The organism is Sphingomonas guangdongensis (assembly GCF_900199185.1).
GTDB lineage: Bacteria > Pseudomonadota > Alphaproteobacteria > Sphingomonadales > Sphingomonadaceae > Sphingomonas > Sphingomonas guangdongensis.
In genome coordinates this window covers 17,469-38,906 of sequence record NZ_OBMI01000002.1, presented here as the reverse complement: position 1 = coordinate 38,906, position 21,438 = coordinate 17,469, and the positions used below count along the sequence as shown (strand labels likewise).

General features: G+C 69.9%; 12 protein-coding genes. 4 read left to right on the top strand and 8 right to left on the bottom strand.

Going from position 1 to position 21,438, the window contains the following annotated elements:
• Window positions 1-120: 120 nt before the first annotated feature.
• Window positions 121-855: an SDR family oxidoreductase gene (locus CRO12_RS07300; protein WP_097063424.1), complete on the top strand. Its 735-nt coding sequence runs from the start codon at window positions 121-123 to the stop codon at window positions 853-855.
• A gap of 40 nt (window positions 856-895) precedes the next feature.
• Here CRO12_RS07300 and CRO12_RS07295 read toward each other — a convergent pair whose 3' ends face one another.
• From CRO12_RS07295 to CRO12_RS07285, 3 genes are all read right to left on the bottom strand, one after another.
• Window positions 896-3,235 (bottom strand): glycoside hydrolase family 3 N-terminal domain-containing protein, encoded by a 2,340-nt coding sequence (locus tag CRO12_RS07295; protein WP_097063423.1) that lies wholly within the window; start codon window positions 3,233-3,235, stop codon window positions 896-898.
• A 102-nt stretch (window positions 3,236-3,337) separates the two neighbouring features.
• Window positions 3,338-4,996: a carboxylesterase/lipase family protein gene (locus CRO12_RS07290; RefSeq protein ID WP_097063422.1), complete on the bottom strand. Its 1,659-nt coding sequence runs from the start codon at window positions 4,994-4,996 to the stop codon at window positions 3,338-3,340.
• A gap of 24 nt (window positions 4,997-5,020) precedes the next feature.
• Window positions 5,021-7,984, bottom strand: coding sequence for a TonB-dependent receptor domain-containing protein (locus CRO12_RS07285; RefSeq protein WP_097063421.1), 2,964 nt, complete (start codon window positions 7,982-7,984; stop codon window positions 5,021-5,023).
• Window positions 7,985-8,278: 294 nt separating this feature from the next.
• Between CRO12_RS07285 and CRO12_RS07280 the strand changes: the two genes are divergently transcribed.
• Window positions 8,279-10,498 carry a beta-glucosidase family protein gene (locus CRO12_RS07280; protein ID WP_097063420.1) on the top strand — a complete coding sequence of 740 codons (2,220 nt, stop codon included), beginning with the start codon at window positions 8,279-8,281 and terminating at the stop codon, window positions 10,496-10,498.
• A gap of 18 nt (window positions 10,499-10,516) precedes the next feature.
• On the opposite strand, the gene CRO12_RS07275 is transcribed toward CRO12_RS07280, so the two are convergent.
• Complete coding sequence (locus CRO12_RS07275; RefSeq protein ID WP_097063419.1) at window positions 10,517-11,452, bottom strand: LysR family transcriptional regulator; 936 nt, start codon at window positions 11,450-11,452, stop codon at window positions 10,517-10,519.
• 105 nt (window positions 11,453-11,557) lie between these two features.
• Here CRO12_RS07275 and CRO12_RS07270 point away from each other — a divergent pair, with 105 nt between their 5' ends.
• On the top strand, window positions 11,558-12,781 hold the full coding sequence (locus tag CRO12_RS07270) for a CaiB/BaiF CoA transferase family protein (RefSeq protein WP_097063418.1): 1,224 nt from the start codon (window positions 11,558-11,560) through the stop codon (window positions 12,779-12,781).
• Window positions 12,778-13,686 carry a hydroxymethylglutaryl-CoA lyase gene (locus CRO12_RS07265; RefSeq protein ID WP_097063417.1) on the top strand — a complete coding sequence of 303 codons (909 nt, stop codon included), beginning with the start codon at window positions 12,778-12,780 and terminating at the stop codon, window positions 13,684-13,686. The genes CRO12_RS07270 and CRO12_RS07265 overlap by 4 nt, the downstream gene beginning before the upstream one ends.
• Here CRO12_RS07265 and CRO12_RS07260 read toward each other — a convergent pair.
• The 4 genes from CRO12_RS07260 to CRO12_RS07245 form a co-directional block, all read right to left on the bottom strand.
• On the bottom strand, window positions 13,649-15,172 hold the full coding sequence (locus CRO12_RS07260) for a tannase/feruloyl esterase family alpha/beta hydrolase (RefSeq protein ID WP_179640919.1): 1,524 nt from the start codon (window positions 15,170-15,172) through the stop codon (window positions 13,649-13,651). The two genes, CRO12_RS07265 and CRO12_RS07260, sit on opposite strands and share 38 nt — an antisense overlap.
• A complete protein-coding gene (locus CRO12_RS07255; RefSeq protein ID WP_097063415.1) occupies window positions 15,159-17,129 on the bottom strand; it encodes an alpha/beta hydrolase domain-containing protein in 1,971 nt (656 codons plus the stop codon). Before CRO12_RS07255 ends, CRO12_RS07260 begins: the two co-directional genes overlap by 14 nt.
• Window positions 17,126-18,466, bottom strand: a complete 1,341-nt coding sequence (locus CRO12_RS07250) for a CitMHS family transporter (protein ID WP_097063414.1) — start codon at window positions 18,464-18,466, stop codon at window positions 17,126-17,128. Before CRO12_RS07250 ends, CRO12_RS07255 begins: the two co-directional genes overlap by 4 nt.
• 82 nt (window positions 18,467-18,548) lie before the next feature.
• On the bottom strand, window positions 18,549-21,413 hold the full coding sequence (locus CRO12_RS07245; RefSeq protein WP_097063413.1) for a TonB-dependent receptor plug domain-containing protein: 2,865 nt from the start codon (window positions 21,411-21,413) through the stop codon (window positions 18,549-18,551).
• Between the last annotated feature and the right edge of the window lie 25 nt (window positions 21,414-21,438).

Genomic DNA, 21,438 nt, shown 5'->3' with positions numbered 1-21,438 from the left:
AGGATCACTTCGTCGTTTTCACAGTTCGGGAACATTGAACTATTAGCGGCACGCACCAGATAGCGCCGCAGCTGGCAGCGCACGACGCCGTGATCGCGGGCGATGATTGGGAGATTCCACATGTCACTTCAGGGCAAGAAGGCGCTCGTCACCGGTGGGTCGCGGGGCATCGGCTCGGCGATCGCCAAGCGGCTGGCGGCCGATGGCGCCACGGTCGCGATTACCTACGCCGGTAACAAGGCAGCCGCCGACGCCACCGTCGCGGCGATCGAGCAGGCCGGCGGCACCGCCTTCGCCTTCCAAGCCGATGCGGCGGACGGCGCGTCCCAGAGGGCCGGCATCGAGCAGGCGGCAGGCGCGCTCGGCAAGGTCGACATCCTGGTCCACAATGCCGGCGTCGCCGAGTTCGCGACCATCGAGCAGGACACCGACGCGCTGTTCGACCGCCAATTCGACGTCAACGTCCGCGGCGTCCACGTCGGCACCCGGGCCGCCCTCCCGCATCTCAGCGACGGTGGCCGCATCATCCTGATCGGCAGCATTTCGGGCGAGCTCGGACTCTCGGCAGTCGCAACCTACAGCGCGACCAAGGCCGCGGTCGCGGCGCTCGCGCGCAGCTGGGCAAAGGATCTCGCCAGCCGGAACATCCTGGTGAACACGGTGCAGCCCGGTCCGATCGACACCGATCTGAACCCCGCCGACGGCGAATTCGCGCAGCAGATGACCACGATGATCCCGCTCGGTCGCTACGGCACGGTGGACGAGGTGTCGGGTGTCGTCGCGTTCCTCGCGGGGCCGGACGCGAGCTACGTCACCGGCACCACCATCAACGTCGACGGCGGCACGGCCGCCTGAGGGCGAGGCGGCGGCTCCCTGATGGGAGAGCCGCCGCCTTCTACCGCACGAACCCTGCGGTCGAACGCGGCGCGCCGCCGACGACCAGCTCGGCGTGCTGCGTCGCGGCCGAACTGTTGCCGACCCAGACGTCGAAGGTGCCCGGGTCGACCACCCAGCCCTTCACGGCGGCGTTCCAGTATTTGACGCTGCCCTCGTCGAGCGGGAAGCTGACGGTACGCCGTTCGCCCGGTTGCAGCGTGATGCGCTGAAATCCCTTCAGCTCGCGCACCGGACGCGATGCGCGGCCAGCGCGCTGGTGGAGGTAGAGCTGCACCACCTCGTCGCCTGCCCGCCGCCCGATATTGGTGACGGTGGTGGTGACGGTGGCGCGACCGTTCGCGGTAACAGATCCGGACACCACGGGCGTACCGATCTCGAAGCTGGTGTAGCTCAGGCCGTAGCCGAACGGGAACTCGGGCGTGGACGGGATGTCCCAGTAGCGCTTGCCCTGATTGTCCGGCTGGTGCGTGGTGTTGTGCGAATAATAGATCGGCACCTGCCCGACGCTGCGCGGCCAGGTGACCGGGAGCTTGCCGCCCGGATTGACGTCGCCGAACAGCGCGCGCGCGGTCGCCGCGCCGCCGCGCGTCCCGCCGTACCAGGCGTGGAGCACCGCCGGCGCCTTGGCGAGCACCGGCCCGAGCTCGAGCGGGCGACCGCTCATCGTCACCACAACGAACGGCTTGCCGCTCGCGACCACGGCATCCAGCAGCTTCAGCTGGTCGCCGGGCAGCTTCAGGTCCGATCGCGACGCGCCCTCGCCGCTCATGTCCTCATTCTCGCCGAGCGTCAGGATCACGAGGTCTGACCTTTTCGCCAGGCCGACCGCGCGGTCGAACTCGCGCTCGGCGCGCTGCGGCTCCCACTTCGGCTCGGGCTTGGCCTGGCCGGGGATGGTGATGCTCTCGAACATCGACGGCACCGCGCGCTTCATCTGGACGCCCGGCGCAGTCTCGACGCTCGCGTCGCGGCCGAGCCGGTCGCGCACGCCCTCGAACAGCGTCACCGTTTCGGGAAGGTCGTACTGGAACGCCCAGGAGCCGAGCGTGTCGCGCTTGGAATTGGCGTGGGCGCCGATCACCGCGACCCGCTTGTGTGCGCCGGGAGTAAGCGGCAGCGCGCCGTCGTTCTTGAGGAGCACCAGCGCGCGCTCGGCGGCGCGTTCCGCGGCGTCGCGGTGGGCCGGCGTGGCGAGGATCGCCTGTGCGCGCGCCTCATCGACGAACGGGTTCTCGAACAGGCCCATCCGGAACTTGGCGACCAGGATGCGGCGAAGCGCGCGGTCCAGCGTGGCGAGCGGCAGCTTGCCGGCGCGGACGGAGGCGGCGAGCGTGTCCGCCGATGCCGCCGGACCGAACGACATCTCCATGTCGTTGCCGGCCGCGATGCTGCGCACCGCCGCGTCCGCTCCATCCCTGGCGAAGTGCTGGACGACCTGGTTCTTGGTGCCGTTGGCATCGGAGACGACCCAGCCGTTAAAGCCCATCTGCCCGCGCAGCACGTCGGTCAGCAGCCACTTGTTGCCGACCGCGGGCACGTCGTTGAGGTCCATGTAGGCGCTCATGATGTTGCCGGCGCCCGCCGCCACTGCCGCGGCGAAGGGCGGAAAGATGACGTTGTAAAGCTGCGCGTCCGAGATGTAGGCGCCGTCATAGTCGCGCCCGCCCTCCGCCGTCGCATAGCCCGCGAAGTGCTTGGGGCCGGAGATGATGCGCCCGGGCGTGCCGATCGCCGGCCCCTGAAAGCCGCGGACCTGCGCGCGCGCCATGGCGGCGCCCAGGAACGGGTCCTCGCCCGGGCTCTCGACGATGCGGCCCCAGCGCGGGTCGCGCGAAATGTCGAGCATGGGGGAAAAGGCCCAGTGAATGCCGACCGCGCGTGCCTCGGTCGCCGCGATCGCCTGCGCCTGCTCGACCCCGGCCGGGTCCCACGACGCGGCATTGGCGAGCGGCACGGGGAAGATGGTGCGGAAACCGTGGATCACGTCGTAGCCGAAGATCAGCGGGATCTTGAGCCGCGTTTCCTCGACCGCGACCTTCTGCAACCGGTTGATGATCGCCGGGTCGGTGACGAACAGCAGCGAGCCGACCTTGCCCGCCTTCACCTGTGGCGCGAACTGCTCGAACGCGCCGAACATGAACTGCTGGGACACCTGCCCCGCCTTCTCCTCCAGCGTCATGGCGGCGATCAGCGCGTCGGCGCGCTGCTCCGGCGACAGGCGGGTGTTCAGCCAGGCCGACCGCGCCGCAGCGCGCTGCTGCGCGACGCCCGCGGTGGTCGCGACCGCTCCGGCGGCGACGCCGGCGAGCGCCAGGGCGGCGATGGTGAGCTTCAGCATGGATCGAACCCCTCTTGTGCAGGCGGGGGCGCCGGCCTGGCGCCCCCGTATCGGTCTGGGCGACGACCCGGACCTTGGTGAAGTAAGGAAGCGTTGCCGCCGTCAGGGCGTCGGCTGCCTGACCGGTACGGCGGCGAGCTCCTTGTCGAGAGCGGCGAGCTTCTCGTCGGTCATCACCTGCGGCAGGTAGCCCTTGATCGCGTTAAAGGTGGAGCCGCGGGCCATGCCGATCTGCGGGCTGGTGACGAAGTCGGGGAAGTAGCGGGTCACGATCGCCTTGGCGGCCGGATCGTCCAGCAGCGTGCCGATGTTGGTGGTCAGCGTGTTGTAGCGGCCGGACGCGCGCGCCTCCGCGATGCGCTTGCGCTCGCCCTCGATCTCCGGCCCCCAGGAATCGCGCGACGCGACAACGCGGCCGGCGGGGGTGAAGTCCAGGATCTCGTCGCCGCTGCGGCTGTATTTGGGCCAGAAGGCGAGGCCCGGGCCGTTCGGGTCGCCGGTCTTGACGAAGTTGAGGAGGTAGCGGCTGACGGTGTTGCCGACCTGCTCGTCGCGCGGCGTCGTCGCGGTGCCGTACTTGATGCGCGTGTTGTCGAAGAAATAAGGAATCTCGGCGGCGTGCTGCGCGCCCGGCTGCGGAATCGACTCCGCGACGTAGGAGAAGCGGTACTCCCACACCGGCACGCCCTTGTCCGCGATCACCGCCGACGCGTCGCGCGCGCCGGCGATCATGAACCCGCTCTTGCCGCCGATGTCGGCGCTGGTCGCCCCGATCAGCATCGGCACCTTGGCGAAGCGGTCGGCGGCATAGGCCTCGTCCAGGTCGACCAGCACCTTGCCGTCGGGGAACGGCCCCGTGACCGTCTCCGGCCCGCTGCCCCGGCGCATCATGTTGAGGCCGTCGGTCACCTGCTCCTGCGACAGGGCGCGCAATCTGGTGAGCGCATCGGGGGAAGCAGGATCGATGTTCCAGCGCCTGGCGAAGTTCTGACCGACCTTCTCGACCTCGGCGAGCGACCTGGGCGCGGTGGTGCCGTCGCCCCCGGACATCACGACCGCGCGCTGGAACAGCCCCTGCGACAAGGGCGAGGTGACGAGGTTGTGGACCGACATGCCGCCCGCGCTCTCGCCGATGATCGTCACGTTGGCGGGATCGCCGCCGAACGCCGCGACGTTGCGCTTGACCCACTCGAGCGCCGCAATCTGGTCCATCGCGCCGTAGTTGCCGAGCCGGCCGCCGTCCTTGTTCTCCGCGGTCAGCTGCGGCAGCGCGAAGGTGCCGAAGCGGCCCACCCGGTAGTTGAAGCTGACAAAGACGATTCCTTCGCGCGCCAGGTTCGCGCCCGCGTAGGTCGGGGGCGACGCACCGCCGTTGACGAAGCCGCCGCCGTAGATCCAGACCATGACCGGCAGGTTCTTCCCCGCGGTCGCCGGGCGCCAGACGTTGGCGTAGAGGCAGTTCTCGGCAGGCGTGGTGCCGAGCGGCGCGGCGTCGCTCGGGAACGGCACCTGCATGCAGTCGCTGCTGTACGCGGTTGCGGCACGCACACCGCTCCACGGCTCGGGCCGCTGCGGCGCGCGCCAGCGCAGCGCGCCGAGCGGCGGCTTGGCGAAGGGAACGCCCTTCCAGCTGAGGACGCCGTCCTCGGACGTGCCGCGGATGCGGCCGCTGTCGAGCGTCACCTCCGTCGATTGCGCCTGCGCGGGGGTGGTGGCGACCGCGGCACTCGCGAGCAGCAGGCCGATCAGATGCGTTTTCATGGCGAGTAACTCCCCTGGGTGTCTTCAGAAGCCGACCGACAGCTGCATGGTCACGGTGCGGCCGAACGGCGTCGAATAGGCCGGATTGAACACCGAGCCGGTGGTAAACGCCAGCCGTGGTGCCTTGTCCGTCACGTTCTGCAGGTTGACCGATATCCGGACCTGGCGCGCGAAGCTGCGGTCGCGGCCCGCCAGGTCGCTCGAGTAGCCGAGGTTGAGGTCAAACGTCGTGTAGCTGCCGACCTTCACCGGCGGGATCGATTGGGCGAGCGCGTTCACCGCCTGATCGTTGGTGTACGATCCGGTGTAGTTGGCGAACAGCAGCGCGTTGAAGCCGTGGTAGTTGACGCCGAGCGACCCGCGACCGCGCCACTTGATGGGAGAACTATAGAAGCCCAGCCGGTCGATGAACGCCCCGCTCGGGTTCACCTGCTGGTCGTTGGACAAAGTTGTGTTGGTCGCGACGTTGAACAGCACCGCGCCACCGGTGAACGGCTGGACGTAGCTCACCTGCAGGTCGAGCCCGTCCTGCTTGGTTGCCGCCAGGTTGGTGTTGCGGCCGTCGAGCAGCACCTCCACTGCGCACGGATCTGGGTAGCCGTTTCCGTACAGCAGCGTGCGGTTCAGATAGTCCGCGAGCACCGGATCATAGGTCGCCGGATTGCCCGGCGTGCAACCGGCGGGGTTGTCGATCGGAAAGATGAAGTCGGCATAGCCGAGATAATTGGGGTAGGTCAGCGGGTTCAGAAACGCGCCGAACACGTCCGGCCCGGCGATCCGATCCTGGTACTGGATGTTGTAGTAGGTGGCGGACAGCTTGAGGTTGCGGATCGGTTCGAAGTCGGCGCCGACCTGCCACGTGTCGGCGCTCTCCGGCACCAGATTGGGATTGGCGCCGGTGATATAGCCGGCCGTGATCGGCCCGCGCGGGATGCGCGGATCGTTGCCGGTGTAGAAATAGGCAAAGGTCCCGCCGCTCGAGATCGCGCTCGGGTTCACGTCGGGCAGGTTGGGCGCGCGGAACGACGTTCCCCAGGATCCACGCAGCGTGAGTGAGTCGAAGACCTCCCACGTGCCGCTGATCTTGGGATTGAAGGTGTCGCCGACGTCCGAATAGTCGTCGTAGCGCGCGGCACCGCTGAGCGTCAGCGACCGGATCAGCGGCACGTCCATGTCGTCGGCCACAAGCGGCAGGTAGAGCTCGGCAAAGGCCGACCAGATGGTGCGTGCGCCGCGGCTGGTGTTCTGGTCCGTATCGAGGCGGAAGGCGTTGTTGAACAGCCGGTTGGCGCCGTTGATGTTGTAGTTGGTGACCTTGTTGCGCTCGCCGCCGAACGCCGCGCGCACGGTGCCGCCGGGCAGGGCGAACAGCGGACCGTCGAGCTTCACGACGACGTCGTCGATCCCGCTGCCGCTGCGCTGGATGTTGTCGCCGGTAAAGCGCGCGATCGTCGCGGGCGACAGCGGGGTCACGTTGTTCAGCGGATTGATCTCGCCGATGTCGATCAGATACTGGAGCGCGGTCGGGTTGATGTTCGTGCCGAGCTGGCAGTAGTTGCACGCCTTGTCGCGGCCGTAGGTGTAGTAGGCATCGGCCCGCCAGCTCCACGGCAACTTGACGGTCGCGCCGCCGGTGATGTTGTACGCCTCGTTCTCGCCGGTCCAATTGTTCAGCCCGACGCTGTCGATGACGTTGAGCTGCACCGTCAGCGGCCCCGCGGCGAGCCCGGGGATGTAGTTCGGGTTCGGCGTCGCGGTCGGCAGGTTGGTGACCGGGTTGTAGAGCGTCGGGCGCAGCAGCACGTTTGAGATCACGCCCTGTGCGGTTGCGGAGATCGTCTCGCGGTTGTTGTAGGTGCCCGACACGAACACCTCGATCGCGTCGCCCAGGTTCTGGCGCAGGTACAGCGTTGCCTGATGCCGTTCGCTCTCCCCGGTATAGTCGTTGAACAGCGCGCTATCGATCAGGTCGGGCTGGTTGAGCCTGAGCGCGCCGACGCTAAGGCCGACGTTGGTTCCGGTCGGCAGGCCGTAGTAGATGTTCGGTCCCGCGAGCGGAATGGTCGCATTGGTCGGCGGCTGGAGCGGGCCGGCGCCGTCCGGGTCGGCCGCCGGCACCACGATGTTGCCGTTGAACCCGGCCGTCGCGGTGGTGCCGTTCAGCCGCGCGTCGTAGAAGCCGAAACGGCGGAGGTCCTGACGCAGGTACGGGTTCTTGGCGCGGCGATAGGCGTCACGGTGGGTGAATTCGTAGCTGGCGATGATGCTGCCGTCGCCGAGCGATCCCGCGGTCCAGGTCGCCCCGGCCGTGAGCGAGGGCGTGTACTCGAACCCCCCATTGCTGTTGCTGACGCGGAAGCCCGCTTCCACGCCGTTGTAGTCCTTGCGCACGACGAAGTTGACCACTCCGGCGACCGCGTCCGACCCGTAGATTGCGGACGCGCCGTCGGCGATGACTTCCACCCGCTCCAGCGCGGCGAGGGGCACGATATTGGCCTCGGTAAAGGTCTGGGACGCGCCGGTGTTGGTGATGCGGTGGCCGTCGACCAGCACCAGCGTGGCCGCCTGCCCAAGGCCGCGCAGGTTGATCGCGTTCCCCTGCTGGTTGTTGTTGCCGCCCTGCGTACCGCCCTCGCGGAACTCGCCCAGGTTGCGCACCTGCGGCAGCGTGCGGACGACGTCCGCGGCGTTGGTCTGCCCCGTCGCCAGGATCGCCTGGCGGTTGAGCGAGATCGCCTCGCTGCCGACCGGCTTGACGCCCGAAATGTTGGTGCCGGTGACGACGATCTCGCCGTCGTCCTCTTCGCCAGCCTCCTGCGCCGGCAGCGCCTCGGTAGCGGCTTCCGTCTCGCTCGGGGGCTCGTTCTGGACGACCGGCCCGGCCGGACTGTCGGTCGTCTGGGTCTGCGCCGCTGCCGGTGTTGCGGCCATCATCGCCAGGATCAATGCTCCACTGCTCGCGCAGATCGCCAGCTGCCCTTTCGTCATCTGCCATCCTCCCCTGCCGCCACCTGTTTGTTTGGCGAGGGAAGCTGCACGGAACAGCCGGACCCCCACCTGTGTGCGGACGGGAAAGTCTGGCGCGCAAACACCTAATCGCAAAATCGAAGGTTACGATCGTTTCATCCGATCAGCGGATCAATCATCGCTGCTTTGATTGCGGTCGGCGATCACCGCATCACGCTATTCGCTTTGTTTGCCAACGCGGGGCCGGACATCCTAAACTGCATTAGCGCGTCCGGCGACACCGACGGAGCGGCAACGACTTTGGGAGGGGCTTTGATGCGTAGGGCGGCCATGCTGCTGGCGGCGGCGGCAATGATCACGGGCGCGACCGGTGGGTTCGGCCAGGAACGGCGCGCTCCAGCCGCCAGCGCGGGCGAGCGGCCGTGGATGAACACGGCACTTACCGCCGAGCAGCGCGTCGCGCTGCTGCTGCCGCGCATGACGGCAGACGAGAAGGTGACGCTGATGCTCGGCTACTTCGGGACCGACTTCCCGCCGCGCCAGTTCAAGGCGCCGGCGGAGGCGCGTGCCGGCTCCGCTGGCTATGTGCCCGGAGTGCCGCGGCTCGGCATCCCGCCGCAGTGGCAGACCGACGCCGCGATCGGCGTGGCGACCCAGGGCGGTGCCGCGCGCAAGCGCGAGCGGACGGCGCTTCCCTCCAACCTGGGCGTCGCGGCGAGCTGGGATCCGGAGGTCGCCTTCAAGGGTGGTCAGATGATCGGTGCAGAGGCGCGCGCGTCGGGCTTCAACGTCATGCTGGCGGGCGGCGTCAACCTGGAGCGCGAGCCGCGCAACGGCCGCAACTTCGAATATGGCGGCGAGGATCCGCTGCTCGCCGGCGTGATGACGGGCGCCGCGGTCGCGGGCATTCAGGCGAACCACATCATTTCGACGGTCAAGCACTTCGCGATCAACGATCAAGAGACTGACCGCAACAACGGCAATGTGGTCATCGACCATGACGCGGCGCGGATGTCCGACCTGCTGGCGTTCGAGATCGCGATCGAGCGCGGGCGGCCGGGTTCGGTAATGTGCGCGTACAACCGGGTGGACACGATCTTCTCCTGCGAGAGCCCGTGGCTGCTGACCGACGTGCTGCGCCGCGACTGGCAGTGGCCGGGCTATGTCATGTCGGACTGGGGTGCGACCCACTCGACCGGCGCGGCGCTCAAAGCCGGGCAGGACCAGCAGTCGGGCTACCCCTTCGACAAGGACGAGTTCTTCGGCAAGGACCTGAAGGCGGCGCTCGCCGCCGGACAGGTTGGCATCGACCTGGTCGACCGCGCGGTTGGCCGCATCCTGTTCGCAATGTTCGAGCACGGGCTGTTCGATCATCCGATCACCGCCGCGCCGATGGACCTGCCGGGCGACATGCTGGCGGCGAACGGCGCGGTGACGCGGGCGGCGGCGGCCGACTCGATCGTGCTGTTGAAGAACCGCGGCAACGTCCTCCCGCTCGCGGCATCGGCGAAGCGGATCGTCATTATCGGCGGCCACGCCGACAAGGGCGTGCTGGCCGGCGGCGGATCGTCGCTGGTCTACCCGGTCGGCGGCAATGCCGTGCCCGATGCCGAGCCGAAGATCTGGCCGGGGCCGAAGATGTACTATCCCAATTCGCCGATGGAGGCGCTGAAGCGTCGCCTGCCGGGCGCGCAGATCAGCTATGTCGACGGCGCGGATCCGGCCGCGGCCGCGGCCGCCGCGCGTGGGGCCGACGTCGCGGTCGTGTTCGGGACGCAGTGGGCGTCGGAGAGCATCGACGTGGCGCTGACGCTTGATGAGAAGGCGGACGCGCTGATCGACCAGGTCGCGGGCGCGAACCGCAACACGGTGGTGGTGCTCGAAACAAACAGCGCGGTGCTGACCCCGTGGCGCGAAAAGGCGGCGGCGATCGTCGCCGCCTGGTTCCCGGGCACGCAGGGCGGCGAGGCGATCGCAGACGTGCTGACCGGCGCGGTGAACCCGTCGGGTCACCTGCCCGTCACCTTCATTGATGCGGTGACGCAGCTGCCCCAGCCGCAGCCGCCGCAGAAGGGCGAGTTCCGCTACCCGGAGGGAGCGCTGGTCGGCTATCGCTGGCACGAGGCGAAGCGGAACAAGCCCGCCTTCGCCTTCGGCCACGGCCTGTCCTACACCAGCTTCCGCTACGACCAGCTGTCCGCCCAGGCGAACGGCACCAGCATCACCGCGCGGTTCCGCATCACCAACACCGGCGCGCGCGCGGGTAAGGACGTGGCGCAGATCTACGTGTCCGGACCGGGGATCAGCGAGCCCAAGCGGCTCGGCGGCTTCACCAAGGTCGAGGTCGCCCCCGGCGTTAGCCGGACGGTCAGCGTTCCCGTCGACCCGCGGCTGCTCGCGACCTTTCGCGAAGCCGGCGGCGGCTGGCAGGTGGCGGGCGGCAGCTATCAGCTGCACCTCGCCCGCGCGGCCGACGACGTGGTGGCGTCCGCGCCGGTGACGATCGCCGCGGCCCGACTGCCGATGCGGCGGTGACGCGCCCGCGCCGCGGGATCAGCCCGCGGCGCCCGCCTCGCTGCGCAGGATCGACAGGAACGCCTCGACTGCGGGGGTCGAGACCTGGTCGCGCGACCGCAGTACGGAGAGCGTGCGGTCGACCCGCGGCTGGACCAGCTCCGCGCAGGTCATGGTCCGCTGCATCTCGGGCGGGATGCCCGAACTCGGCAGCACCGCGATGCCGAGCCCGGCGCTCGCGAAGGCGATGGCGGTCGGCATCTGGTTCGCCTGCAGTGCGATCGACAGGCTGACCTTCGCCTCCGCCGCGGCCTCGTCCATCAGGCGGCGAACGGTGGTGCCCGGGCTCATCGCGATCACCGGGTGCGGCGCAAGGTCGCGCCAGCCCAGCCTGGTGGTCGCCGCGGGGATCAGCGACGGGCTGGCGAGCGCGACCAGCCGGTCGGTCAGGACAGGTTCCGCGTCCAGCGTGCCGCTTGCGGGCATGTAGCCGATGCCGAGATCGACCTGGCGGCTGGCGGCGAGCGCCACCACCTCATCGCCGGGCACATCGAGGATCGATAGCGCCACACCCTCATACTGACGGTGGAACACGTCCATCAGCCGCGGCAGGATACCGGTGCACAGCGACGGTAGCGCCGCGATCCTGAGCTTGCCCCGCCTGAGCAGCGCGTGATCTTTCGCCTCCGCGACCGCGGCGTCCAGGTCGGCGAGCATCCGTTCGGCCGCATCGAGGAACAGCCGCCCGACCGCGGTGAGCTCCACCGACCGTGTGGTGCGTTGGAACAGCTTCACACCCAGGTGCATCTCGAGCTGGCTGACCAGCGCGCTCAGCGCGGGCTGCGACAGTCCCACCGCCTCGGCCGCGCGGGTGAAATGCTGGTGCTGCGCGGCGGCGCGGAAGGCGCGCAGATGGCGAAAGCTGACGGCGGACGCGGGCGAGAAGATTGGGCGGGCGAAGGGCTCGGCGGACATCCCGCAAATTCATAGGCAGCGGCAATGAAACGCAAGCGAAAACTTACTTGAGCGTATAATGTTGGCGCTGCACACCAGCCTGCAATAGCGGTAGGGGAGGAGTGCATGCTGGACCTGATCAAGGGCGTTCGCGTGCTTGACATGACCACGGTCGTGCTCGGGCCCTACGCGACACAGATACTCGGCGACCTTGGAGCGGACGTGACCAAGGTCGAGCCGCTGACGGGCGACGTGTTCCGCGCCGTGCGGCCGGGCCATAGCGCGGACATGGGCGCGGGCTTCCTCAACCTGAACCGTAACAAGCGGTCGCTCGCCGTCGACCTGCGCCATCCGGAGGGGCAGGCGATCATCGACCGGCTGGTCGCGGACGCCGACGTGCTGGTGCACAACATGCGGCTGTCCTCGGCGGAGCGACTGGGGATCGGGTGGGACCGGCTGCGCGCTATCAACCCGCGGCTCGTCTACTGCTTCACCGCCGGCTACGGCGAGGGCGGACGCGACGAGAACGAGCCCGCCTATGACGACATCGTCCAGGCGCGCTCCGGCATCGCCCGCCTGAACGCGGGTGCGGACGGCGCGCCGCGCTTCCTCCAGACGATCATCGCCGACAAGGTGGGCGGGCTTCACCTGGCGCTCGCGACGCTCGGCGGGCTGCTGTCGCGCGCGCGAACGGGCGAGGGCGTCAAGGTGGAGGCTCCGATGTTCGAGAGCCTGGTCAGCTTCCTCCTGGTCGAGCAGCTCGCCGGCCGCAGCTTCGCGCCGCCGCTCGGCGGCACCGGCTACGACCGACTGTCCTCGCCGTTCCGCAAGCCGCACCGGACCGCGGACGGCTTCATCAGCCTGCTGCCCTACACCACCGCGCATTGGGTCGCGTTCTTGCGCCTGATCGGGCGCGACGACCTGACCGGAGACCCGCGCGTCGTCGACCCCGTGGTGCGCAGCCGCAGCATCGACACGCTGTACGCGATCATCGCCGACGCCATGCCCGCGCGCGCGACCGCGGACTGGCTTCAACTGCTGCGCGACGCGGGCATCCCGAGCGGCCCGGTCAACGCGCTGGAGGACCTGTTCGACGATCCCCACCTCGCCGATGTCGGCCTGTTCCGCGCGGCCACCCATGAGACGGAAGGCGAGCTGATGACCGTGCGTTCGCCGTTCCGCACGCACGGCGGCGGTGACACCGCCGATCGCCTGCCCGCCCGGCTCGGCGGCGACACGCGCGCGGTGCTGCGCGCGGCCGGCTACGACGATGTCGCGATCGACGCGCTGATCGCCGGCGGCGTGATCGCCGAGCCGGCAGCACCGCCGCCGGCCGGCCAGGTTGCATGACCTATCCCGCCGCTGTCGAGATCGTCGAGGTTGCGGCCCGTGACGGGCTGCAGAACGAGGCGGTGGCGCTCTCCACCGCCGACAAGGTCGCGCTGATCCGCCGCGCCGATGCGGCCGGCGCGGCCCGGATCGAGATCGCCAGCTTCGTCCATCCGCTGCGCGTCCCACAGATGGCGGATGCAGAAGCGGTGTGCGACGCAGTCGGCCGCTTGCGGGCGGTCACGGTCGGCCTCGCACTCAACCGGCGCGGGGTGGATCGCGCGCTCCGGACCGGCGTGGAGGAGATCGGCGCGGTAGCGGCGGCGAGCGACGGCTTCGCGCAGAGCAACCAGGGCCGCGATGCCGAGGGCACCGTGGCCGACGCGCTGGAGATCCTGACGCTCGCGAACGAGGCCGGACGACGTGCGCAGGCAACCATTTCCGTCGCGTTCGGCTGCCCGTTCGACGGCGAGGTGCCGGCGACCCGGGTCGCTGCGATTGCGCGGCGACTGGCGGATGGTGGCGCGCGGGAGATCGCGCTCGCCGACACGATCGGCGTCGCCACCCCCGCCGACGTGCGCCAAGTGATCACGGCGGTCGCCGCCGCGGCGCCGGGCGTCCCGCTCCGGCTCCACGCCCACGATACCCGCAACACCGCGGTCGCCAATGCCTGGGCGGCGCTGGAGCTGGGTGTTGCGATCCTCGACTGCTCGATCGGCGGGCTCGGCGGGTGCCCGTTCGCGCCGGGCGCATCGGGCAATGTCGCGACGGAGGACCTGCTCTACACGCTCGATCGCGGCGGGATCGCGACCGGTATGTCGCTGCCGGCGGTGACGGAGGCGGCGCAGTGGCTGGGCGATCGGCTCGGCCGGCCGCTGCCCGGCCGGGTCAGTCGCGTCGCGGCGTTCCCGCCGACGCGCGGCTGAGCGGGGCTTCGCACACGAAGCTGTCGGCCGCGTCGGTCGGCCCGGCGCGGAAACGGGCACGCTGCGGATAGGGGCAGAGCGGGCGGGTGGCGGTGCCCGCCGCCTGGCCGGCGACAAGGCGATCGGGTGCCTGCCCCTGCTCCACCCACCGCTCGATTGCGGTCTGCGCATCGAACCGCCAGAACCCCGGGCCGCCGGCGCAGTGCCCCATGCCCGGCACCAAGAACAGCCGGTTCCATGCCGACAGCTTGGGCGTGCGCCGCGCGACCGCGTCGCGGTAGGCGATCGTGTCAAGCGGCGAGACCACCGGATCGGCGAGCCCGTGGTACTGGAGCAGACGGCCCCCACGTCTGCGAAACCCGTCGAGGTCCGGGTCGACCGCGTCGATCACCGGCCCGAGCCGCGTCCTGGCGGCGGCGAGATCGCGTCCCCAATCGAACTTGCTGGGCTGCCAGCGGTCGCCATAGCCAGTCCACAAGCGCCAGAAATTGGCACGCGCCGGCTGATCGGGCTGCCGCGGGTCGGCCCAGTAAGCCGCCCACCCCGCCTCGCTGCCCGGCAGCCAGGGAAGGGTCACGCGCTTGCCCGTCCGCGGGTCGGTCGCGCCGCGGTACATGGCCGCGGCCGCCTGCACCTGTGCCGCGGTCAGGCAATCGCCCGTGCCACCCGGGCGGCACAGCAACGCGGCGGGATCGGGCCGGCAGCCGAGCGGATCGTTCAGCCAGCCGTCCGCCGCCAGCCCTCCGGCCGCCGCGCCGTTGGCCGTGTGGCAGGTGGCGAGCGCGTGATCCTGCAAAAGCTTCAGGTCGGAGGCGTCGAGCAGCGGCGGGCGGCCGGGCGTCGGATTGTTGGTGACGAACTGCCACAGGAAGGCGGCGTTGAGGGTCACCCGATTTGCGCCGGGGGCGCCCGCGACGATGCCGTCGAAGTCGTCCGGGAAGCGCTGCGCCTCCATCATCGCCTGGTGCCCGCCGGTCGAGCAACCGGCGAAGTACCGGTACCGCGCCGCCCGGCCGTAGTAGCGCGCGGTCAGCCGCTGACCCTCCACCGCCGACAGGTGCACCCCGCGCCAGCCCCAGTCGACGATCGCCTCCGGCGCGCCGCGCGCGAAGTCTGGATCGTCGCCGCTGTGCCCGGTGTCGGTCGCGATCGCGGCGGAACCGCGCGCGACCGCCGCCGCCATCTGGCCGAGCGGCAGTTCCGCGGAATAGCCGCCGTTGCCAAACATCTGGAAGCGTCCGGTCCACTTGCCCGGCGCGGGCAGCCAGAGCTGGTAGCCGATCCGCGATCCGGCGACCGGGCGCAGCACGCCTTCCACCCGGCAGAATCCGGACAGGCTCACCGCGCCGCCGCTCGGCCCGGTCGGCACGCGCGTACCCGCCGGCACGGCCGCGGCGGTGCGCTCCGCCCCGGCGAGCGCCGTGCAGCGATCCCCCGCCGGTTGCGCGACCGTTCCCGCGAGCAGCAGCGCCTTAGCGAAGGACATCGCTCGCCTCCGCCTCCGCGACGATCCGCGCGGCATCGTCGGGGAGCAGCCAACCGGCCGCGACCTGCTCGGCCGCTACGGTGCGGACCCGCGCGACGAAGCCGGCATGGTCGCGGTAGCGCTCCTCGAGCGAGCGGCGCGGATCGCCGCGAGCCATCCGCTCGTCGCGTGTCCGCGCGAGGGGGATGAAGCCGCCCACGAAGCCGCACGGCCCGCCCGCGCCATAGCCCTCGGCCAGCTCGTTCCAGCCGGTGTAGGTCCCGATCGGCACCAGCAGCTGGATGGACGGCACACCGCCGACCTCGTTCCCGTCGCGATCGACGCGCGGGACCAACGAGGGGATCGGGCGGCGCACGTGCGGCGGCTGCTGCCGGAGCACGCCGCTTAGCCGCTGATAGTCGAAGCCGCGGCCGTAATCGTAATCGAGGAACTGGTTGAGGTGCCCATCCGGGCTCGGTGCCCTCGGAATGGCGGGCCAGCCCATCGCACGCGCCGTCGGCGCCACCAGCTCGCCGGCCGCGATCGTCGGATATCGGCTGGGCGGCGGGGCTGTGCCGCGCGACACCCACTCCGCCAGCCGCGCGAGCAGCGCCCGGCGGGTGTCGGCCGACGGGTTCGGGTTCATCGCAAGCGTGCAGCGCGGTGCGCCGGGGGACGCGGGCTCGCCTTTCACCGGAAATCCGCCGACGTACGATCCCCCGTGGGTCACGCTGGGGAAGTAGTAGCGCCGTACCTCCGGCGGCAGCGGCAGGTCGCGGGCGGCATCGGTGCCGACCATGCCGGGCGACATCCGCAGGCCCCAGGTCTCGGCGGACCCGACCGTCTCCATGATCCTGGGGCAGGTCGCGGTGCGGCGGCACGCGTCGAGCAGGCTGGACAAGCCACGCCCGCGCACGCGGTCGTCATACGTCCCCCACCACAAGGTCCCCTCGCTGCCGGGTTCCCACAGCGTTGCCGCACCGCCCGGCACGCCGAAGCGGATGTTGAGCGGCACCTGCCGCGCGGCGATGTTGGGGTTCGCGCCGGCGAACACCTGACGCCCGTCCTCGTCGGCGTTGAAGCCGAGGTTGATGAAGCTCTTGACGAAGTTTCCCGACTGCGACGTGCCGGTGATGATCGGCCAGCGGACGCGTCCCGCGAGCGGGTTCGCCGGCGCCGGGGCGTGGCGCAGGAAGGCGTTGAGGTCACGCACCGCCGCAAAGCCGATGCCGAGCACCAGCGGATCGCGGCCCTGGTAGATCAACGTGTACGCTTGAGCGGGATCGAAGCCGCCGCTGACGCACAGCCGGGTCGGATCGGGCGTGCCCGGGAACGGGCGGGTGCGGCAGTCGGCAAACGCCCAGGCGGCGGCTGGGAGCGGCACCGGCGCGGCCGCGTCGCTCGTCTGCCGCAGCAGTTGCGCCCGGGCGGTGTCGAGGCTGACGGGAAGCGGTCGCGGCGTCGGCCGGCCGATGCTGCCGGTGATGGAAAGCGTGGTGGTGCCCGCGGGCATGTTGACGAAGCGCTGCAGCACCGTGCCGGTCGCGCCCGCAGCGACGGGGACGGTTGCGGTCTGCGCGCCCGCCATCGGCGCTAGGTCGCCCTGCCATCCGCTCACCACCCGGATGTGCCCGTCGAGGTCGGCCGCCACCGTCCCGTTGCCGCGATTGGGCACGTCATAGAACAGCACGCCGCTGCCGCGCGCCGGGTCGACCGGCAGCGCGATCGCGAAGGTCGCGCTGTAGGCAACCCGACCGGCCGCATTGCGCGGTGCGAGCGTGATGTCGGTAATGACGGCGTTGCCCGGCGCGGCGGGATCGAGATCGCCCTCGTAGCGGCCGTGGAGGATGCGGTACTCGGGCGCGCCGGCGCGCGTGGCGGGTGACCGTTCCTCGCGCTCCACCACCAGCCGGATGACGCGGGCGTCGGCGGCGGTCGCGGCCAGCACCGCGGCGAGCGACAGCGCGACCCGGATCACAACGGCAGCACTCCGAGCAGGACCGCGGCCGCCGTCATCACCAGCGTCGCCGCGAACAGCCACGGGATCGCGAAGCGCTGATGCGCGCCGAGCTCCACGCCGCTCAGCCCCGCCACCAGGAAGGTCGCGGGCGTGAGCGGGCTGACCGGAAATCCAGTGGTCATCTGCCCGAGCAGCGCCGCCTGGCCGACCTGGATCCGCGGCGTGCCGAAGTGGTCGGCGACCTCTGCCACGACCGGCAGCACGCCGAAGTAGAAGCTGTCCGGATCGAACAGCAGCGACAGCGGCATCGAGAGAACGGCGAGCACCACCGGGATGTGCCCGCCGACGCCGTCGGGGACGTGGCGCACCGCCGCCTCGGCCATGGCGCGGATCATGCCCGATCCGGTCATGATCCCGGTGAAGGCACCCGCGGCGAGCAGGATGCCGGCCATCAGCAGCGCGGCGCGGGCGTGCGCGTCGATGCGGTCGCGCTGCTCGGCGGCAGTTGGATAGTTGATGACCAGCGCAAGCGCGGTCGCGACCATGAACACCAGCACCGGCTCAACCGCGCCGCTGACCATCAGGGCGATCGCGACGAGCGTGAGTGCGAGGTTGACCGGGTAGAGCCGCGGCCGGCGCAGCGCCGCCGCCTTGTCGTCGTCGCCGTGCGCTTGCCCGAGCGGCTCCGCCGCGAGCGCGCCCGATCGGCTCGCGTCCGCGGCTGGCGTGCCGAGCCGCCCCGCCGCCGCGAGCCGCAACTCCTCGCGCCGCCCGAGCCACCAACTCGCGGCGAAGACGAAGACGAGCCCGACCAGCTGCACCGCGATCATCGGCGTGAACAGCGCCGACGTCGGCACCTTCAGCGACGCCGACGCACGCAGCGTCGGCCCGGTCCACGGCAGGAAGTTCACGCCCGCCGCCATCGACGCGGTGCAGGCGAGCACACGGCGATCCATGCCGAGCCGGTCGTAGAGCGGCCGCAGTGCCGGTATCGTGACCAGGAAGCAGACCGCGCCCGATCCATCGAGGTGGATGAGCAGCGCGAGCGCCGCGGTGCCGACCGCGATCCGGCGCGGCTTCTCTCCCACCAGCCGCAGCACCAGCCCGACCAGCGGCGCCAGCAGCCCGGCATCGGTCATGATGCCGAAGAACAGGATCGCGAACACGAACATGCCGGCAACCGGCGCGATCTTGGCGAGTCCCGACGCGACATAATCGGGCAGCTCCGCCCCCAGCCCGGCCAGGACCGCCGCCGCGACCGGCACCAGGATCAGCGCCGCGAGCGGCGAGATCCGGTTCGACAGGATCAGGCCGAGCAGCGACAGGATCGCAAGGACGCCGATCAGGGCCAGCATGGCACCGTCCTAACGGGTGCCGGCCGCGCCGGCGAGCGCGCCGGCAGCGGCGAAGCGGCGGAAGTGCGCGGCACGCTTCCGCTCAGAACCGCGCGGTCAGGCGGCCATAGGTCTGGCGGCCGAACGGATCCGACGTCGTCGAGAGATAGCCCGTGTAGATCGCGCGCGGCGGCTCCTTGTCGAACGCGTTGGTCATCCCGACCGCGACTTCGAACCGGCGGTCGCTGCCGAACCGGACGGCGTACTGCCAGTCGAAGACCGACCAGGCGCCGATCCGGGCGACCTCGGGTGCGCCGAGCACCTGCTGATAGTCGTCACGGATGCTGCTGGCGTAGCGCCAGTCGACGGTCAGCGCGTGATCGCCGAGCGAGAAGTCGATGCCGGCGACGTTGCGGTAGCGCGGTGCCGCAGCCGCGGTGAGCGGCGACGTCTGGTAGTTGTTGCGCTTGCCGACGCCGTCATAGACGGTGGTGCCGGTATCGACGTCGTACTTCAGCAGGATCGAGAGGTTGTTGCGGAAGCCGACCGTGAGCGCCCCCGTCTCCAGCTCGAACCGCCCCGCGATATCGATGCCGGAGGTCTGCGTGCCGCTCGGCGCATTGTACGACGTCACGATCACCGACTGGGCGGCACCGGTCGAGTCGCGGATGACATTGGGCCCGCGCGGATCGGCGTTGATCACCGCCTGACCGTTCTGGAGCTGGATCTGGTTGACGTACTTGTAGTTCCAGTAGTCGACGGAGATGCTAGCCTGGCGGACGGGCAGTAGGGTCGTGCCGATGTTGAAGACGTCGGCCTTCTGCGGCTGCAGGTTGGGATTGCCGAACTGCTGGAGCGAGCGGAACACGATCGATCCGTCGAGCGGATCGATGATGTTCGCGACATTGGTCGAGATCAGCGCGTCGGTCGAATTGGCGATCGCCGGTGCCTGGAACGCCTTGCTGGCCGAGCCGCGAATCGATAGCCAGTCGGTCGGGCGCAGATTGGCCGCGATCTTGGGCGCGAGCGTATCAAAGTTGCCGTAATCCTCGTAGCGCGCCGCGATATTGAGGTTCAGCGCCTCGAACGGCTTGTAGTTCGCCTCGGCGAAGATGCTCTTCACCTCGCGCTTCAGGTCGGTGTTACGGAACGGCCCGTTGAACGCGCCGAAACCGTTCTGGAAGAGGTCGGAGTAGCGGGCGACCTGGCGCTCCTGCCGGTACTGCACGCCGACCGCGACGTCGAGCGGGTTACCCGCGAGCTCCACCAGCGTCCCGTTGACGACCGCCTCGCCGATCAGGAACTCGCGGACGGTGTTGGCGATCTCTTCCGTCTGAATGTTGAAGATCAGCGACGGATCCTGGGTCAGATTGTCCTTGGCGAAGGGGCTGAGATACAGGCAGTTGCCCTGCCCCGGCACCGCCCCGCTACCCGCGCCGTTGAAGCGGATGTTGCAATTGGGTCCGCCGAAGCCGTTCAGCGCGGCCTGAAACAGCCGCATGTCGGTGTCCTTGTCGACCGAGTTGACCTCGCCGCGCGACCAGGTGGCGTTCGCCTCGTAGTTCCAGCCGCCGCCGATCGTGCCGCGCCCGCCGACCACCAGGTGGCGCTGGTCGACCTGATCGCGCTGCACCTTGTAGAGGGTGCCGGCGAACCCCTGCGAGCCGATCGCGCGGCCGATAAAGCCGACGTCGACGCCAAAGGGATTGAGCGGGTTGGCGGCCGGTACGATCGGCGGGGTCGGGCCGTTCCGGTTCTGCGCGAACGACGGCACGCCGTAGCGCTGCGCATCCTGGTGGTAGATCGAGATTTCGGCAAACAGCTGGTGCCCGTCGGCGATCTCATACGTGGTATCGTTATGGATCAGCAGCGACTGCGACGCCGGGCGGATCGGGTTCTGCGCCTGAAAGCTGAATTGGCAGGAGCCGAGCCCGAAGCCCGGGCTGTTCGCGGCGGGCACGTAGCGGCTCTGCGTTTCCGCCGAGCCGCAGTTGGGATCGACCACCGTCACCTGCCCCGCTGCATTGCGGAACCGGTCGTAGAGCGTCGAATAATTGTTGCCGTTGATGATCACGTCGCCGCCGCTTGCCGTGCGGGGCCGCGCGTAGAGGATGAACGATCCGGGGTTGGCGCCCGCACCGGCCGATGGGTTGAAGAAATTGGTGACGTCGCGCTCACCGTTCTGGAGGCGGTCGACGTTGCGATAGGCGATGGAGGTCACACTGCGGAAGCCGCCGTCACCCACGCCCCACATCGCGCCCACGTTGAAGGCGGGTGAGTCCGCGATGTGGGTGAACTGGCCGGAGAGCTTCAGCCCGCGGAAGCGCGTGTCGGTGATGACGTTGACGACGCCCGCCACCGCGTCCGCGCCATAGGTCGAAGACGCGCCGTCGAGCACCGTTTCCAGCCGCGACACCGCGATCTCCGGCGTTAGGCTGTTGAGGTTGACGAATCCGTCGATCGGCACGACGCGCCGCCCGTTCAGCAGCACCAGCGTCGCACCGGAGCCCAGCCCGCGCAGGTTGGCGGAGCGCGTGTCGCGCGAGTCGGCGCCGCCACCCTTCGCCAGATCCTGGATGCCGCCCGCACTGCCGACGTTCTGCGGAATGAAGCGGGTAATGTCGGCAAGCGAGGTGATGCCCGTCTTCGCCAGATCCTCCTGCCCGACCGACAGGATCGGCGAGGCGCGGTCCTCCTGCCGGACGTTGCGGAGGAAGGATCCGGTGACGACGATGTCCGGGCCGTTCTCCTGCGCGGTGGTGCCGGGCGGGACGTCGCTGTCGCTGCTGGTCGCGGCGGGCGGCTGCGTGCCCTGCGCCGCCGCGTTCGCATCCGCCGCGGCCTGCTGATCGGCGGGGATCGGAACGGGCGAGTCCTGCGCGGCGGCGGGGGAGGCCGTCCAGCAAAGCGCGGCGGCGCCGACGATTGTCCCCGCCAGCATGCGGACCCTGAAAGCCTTGATTGCCACGGCGCTATCCTCCCCTGTTCTGGAC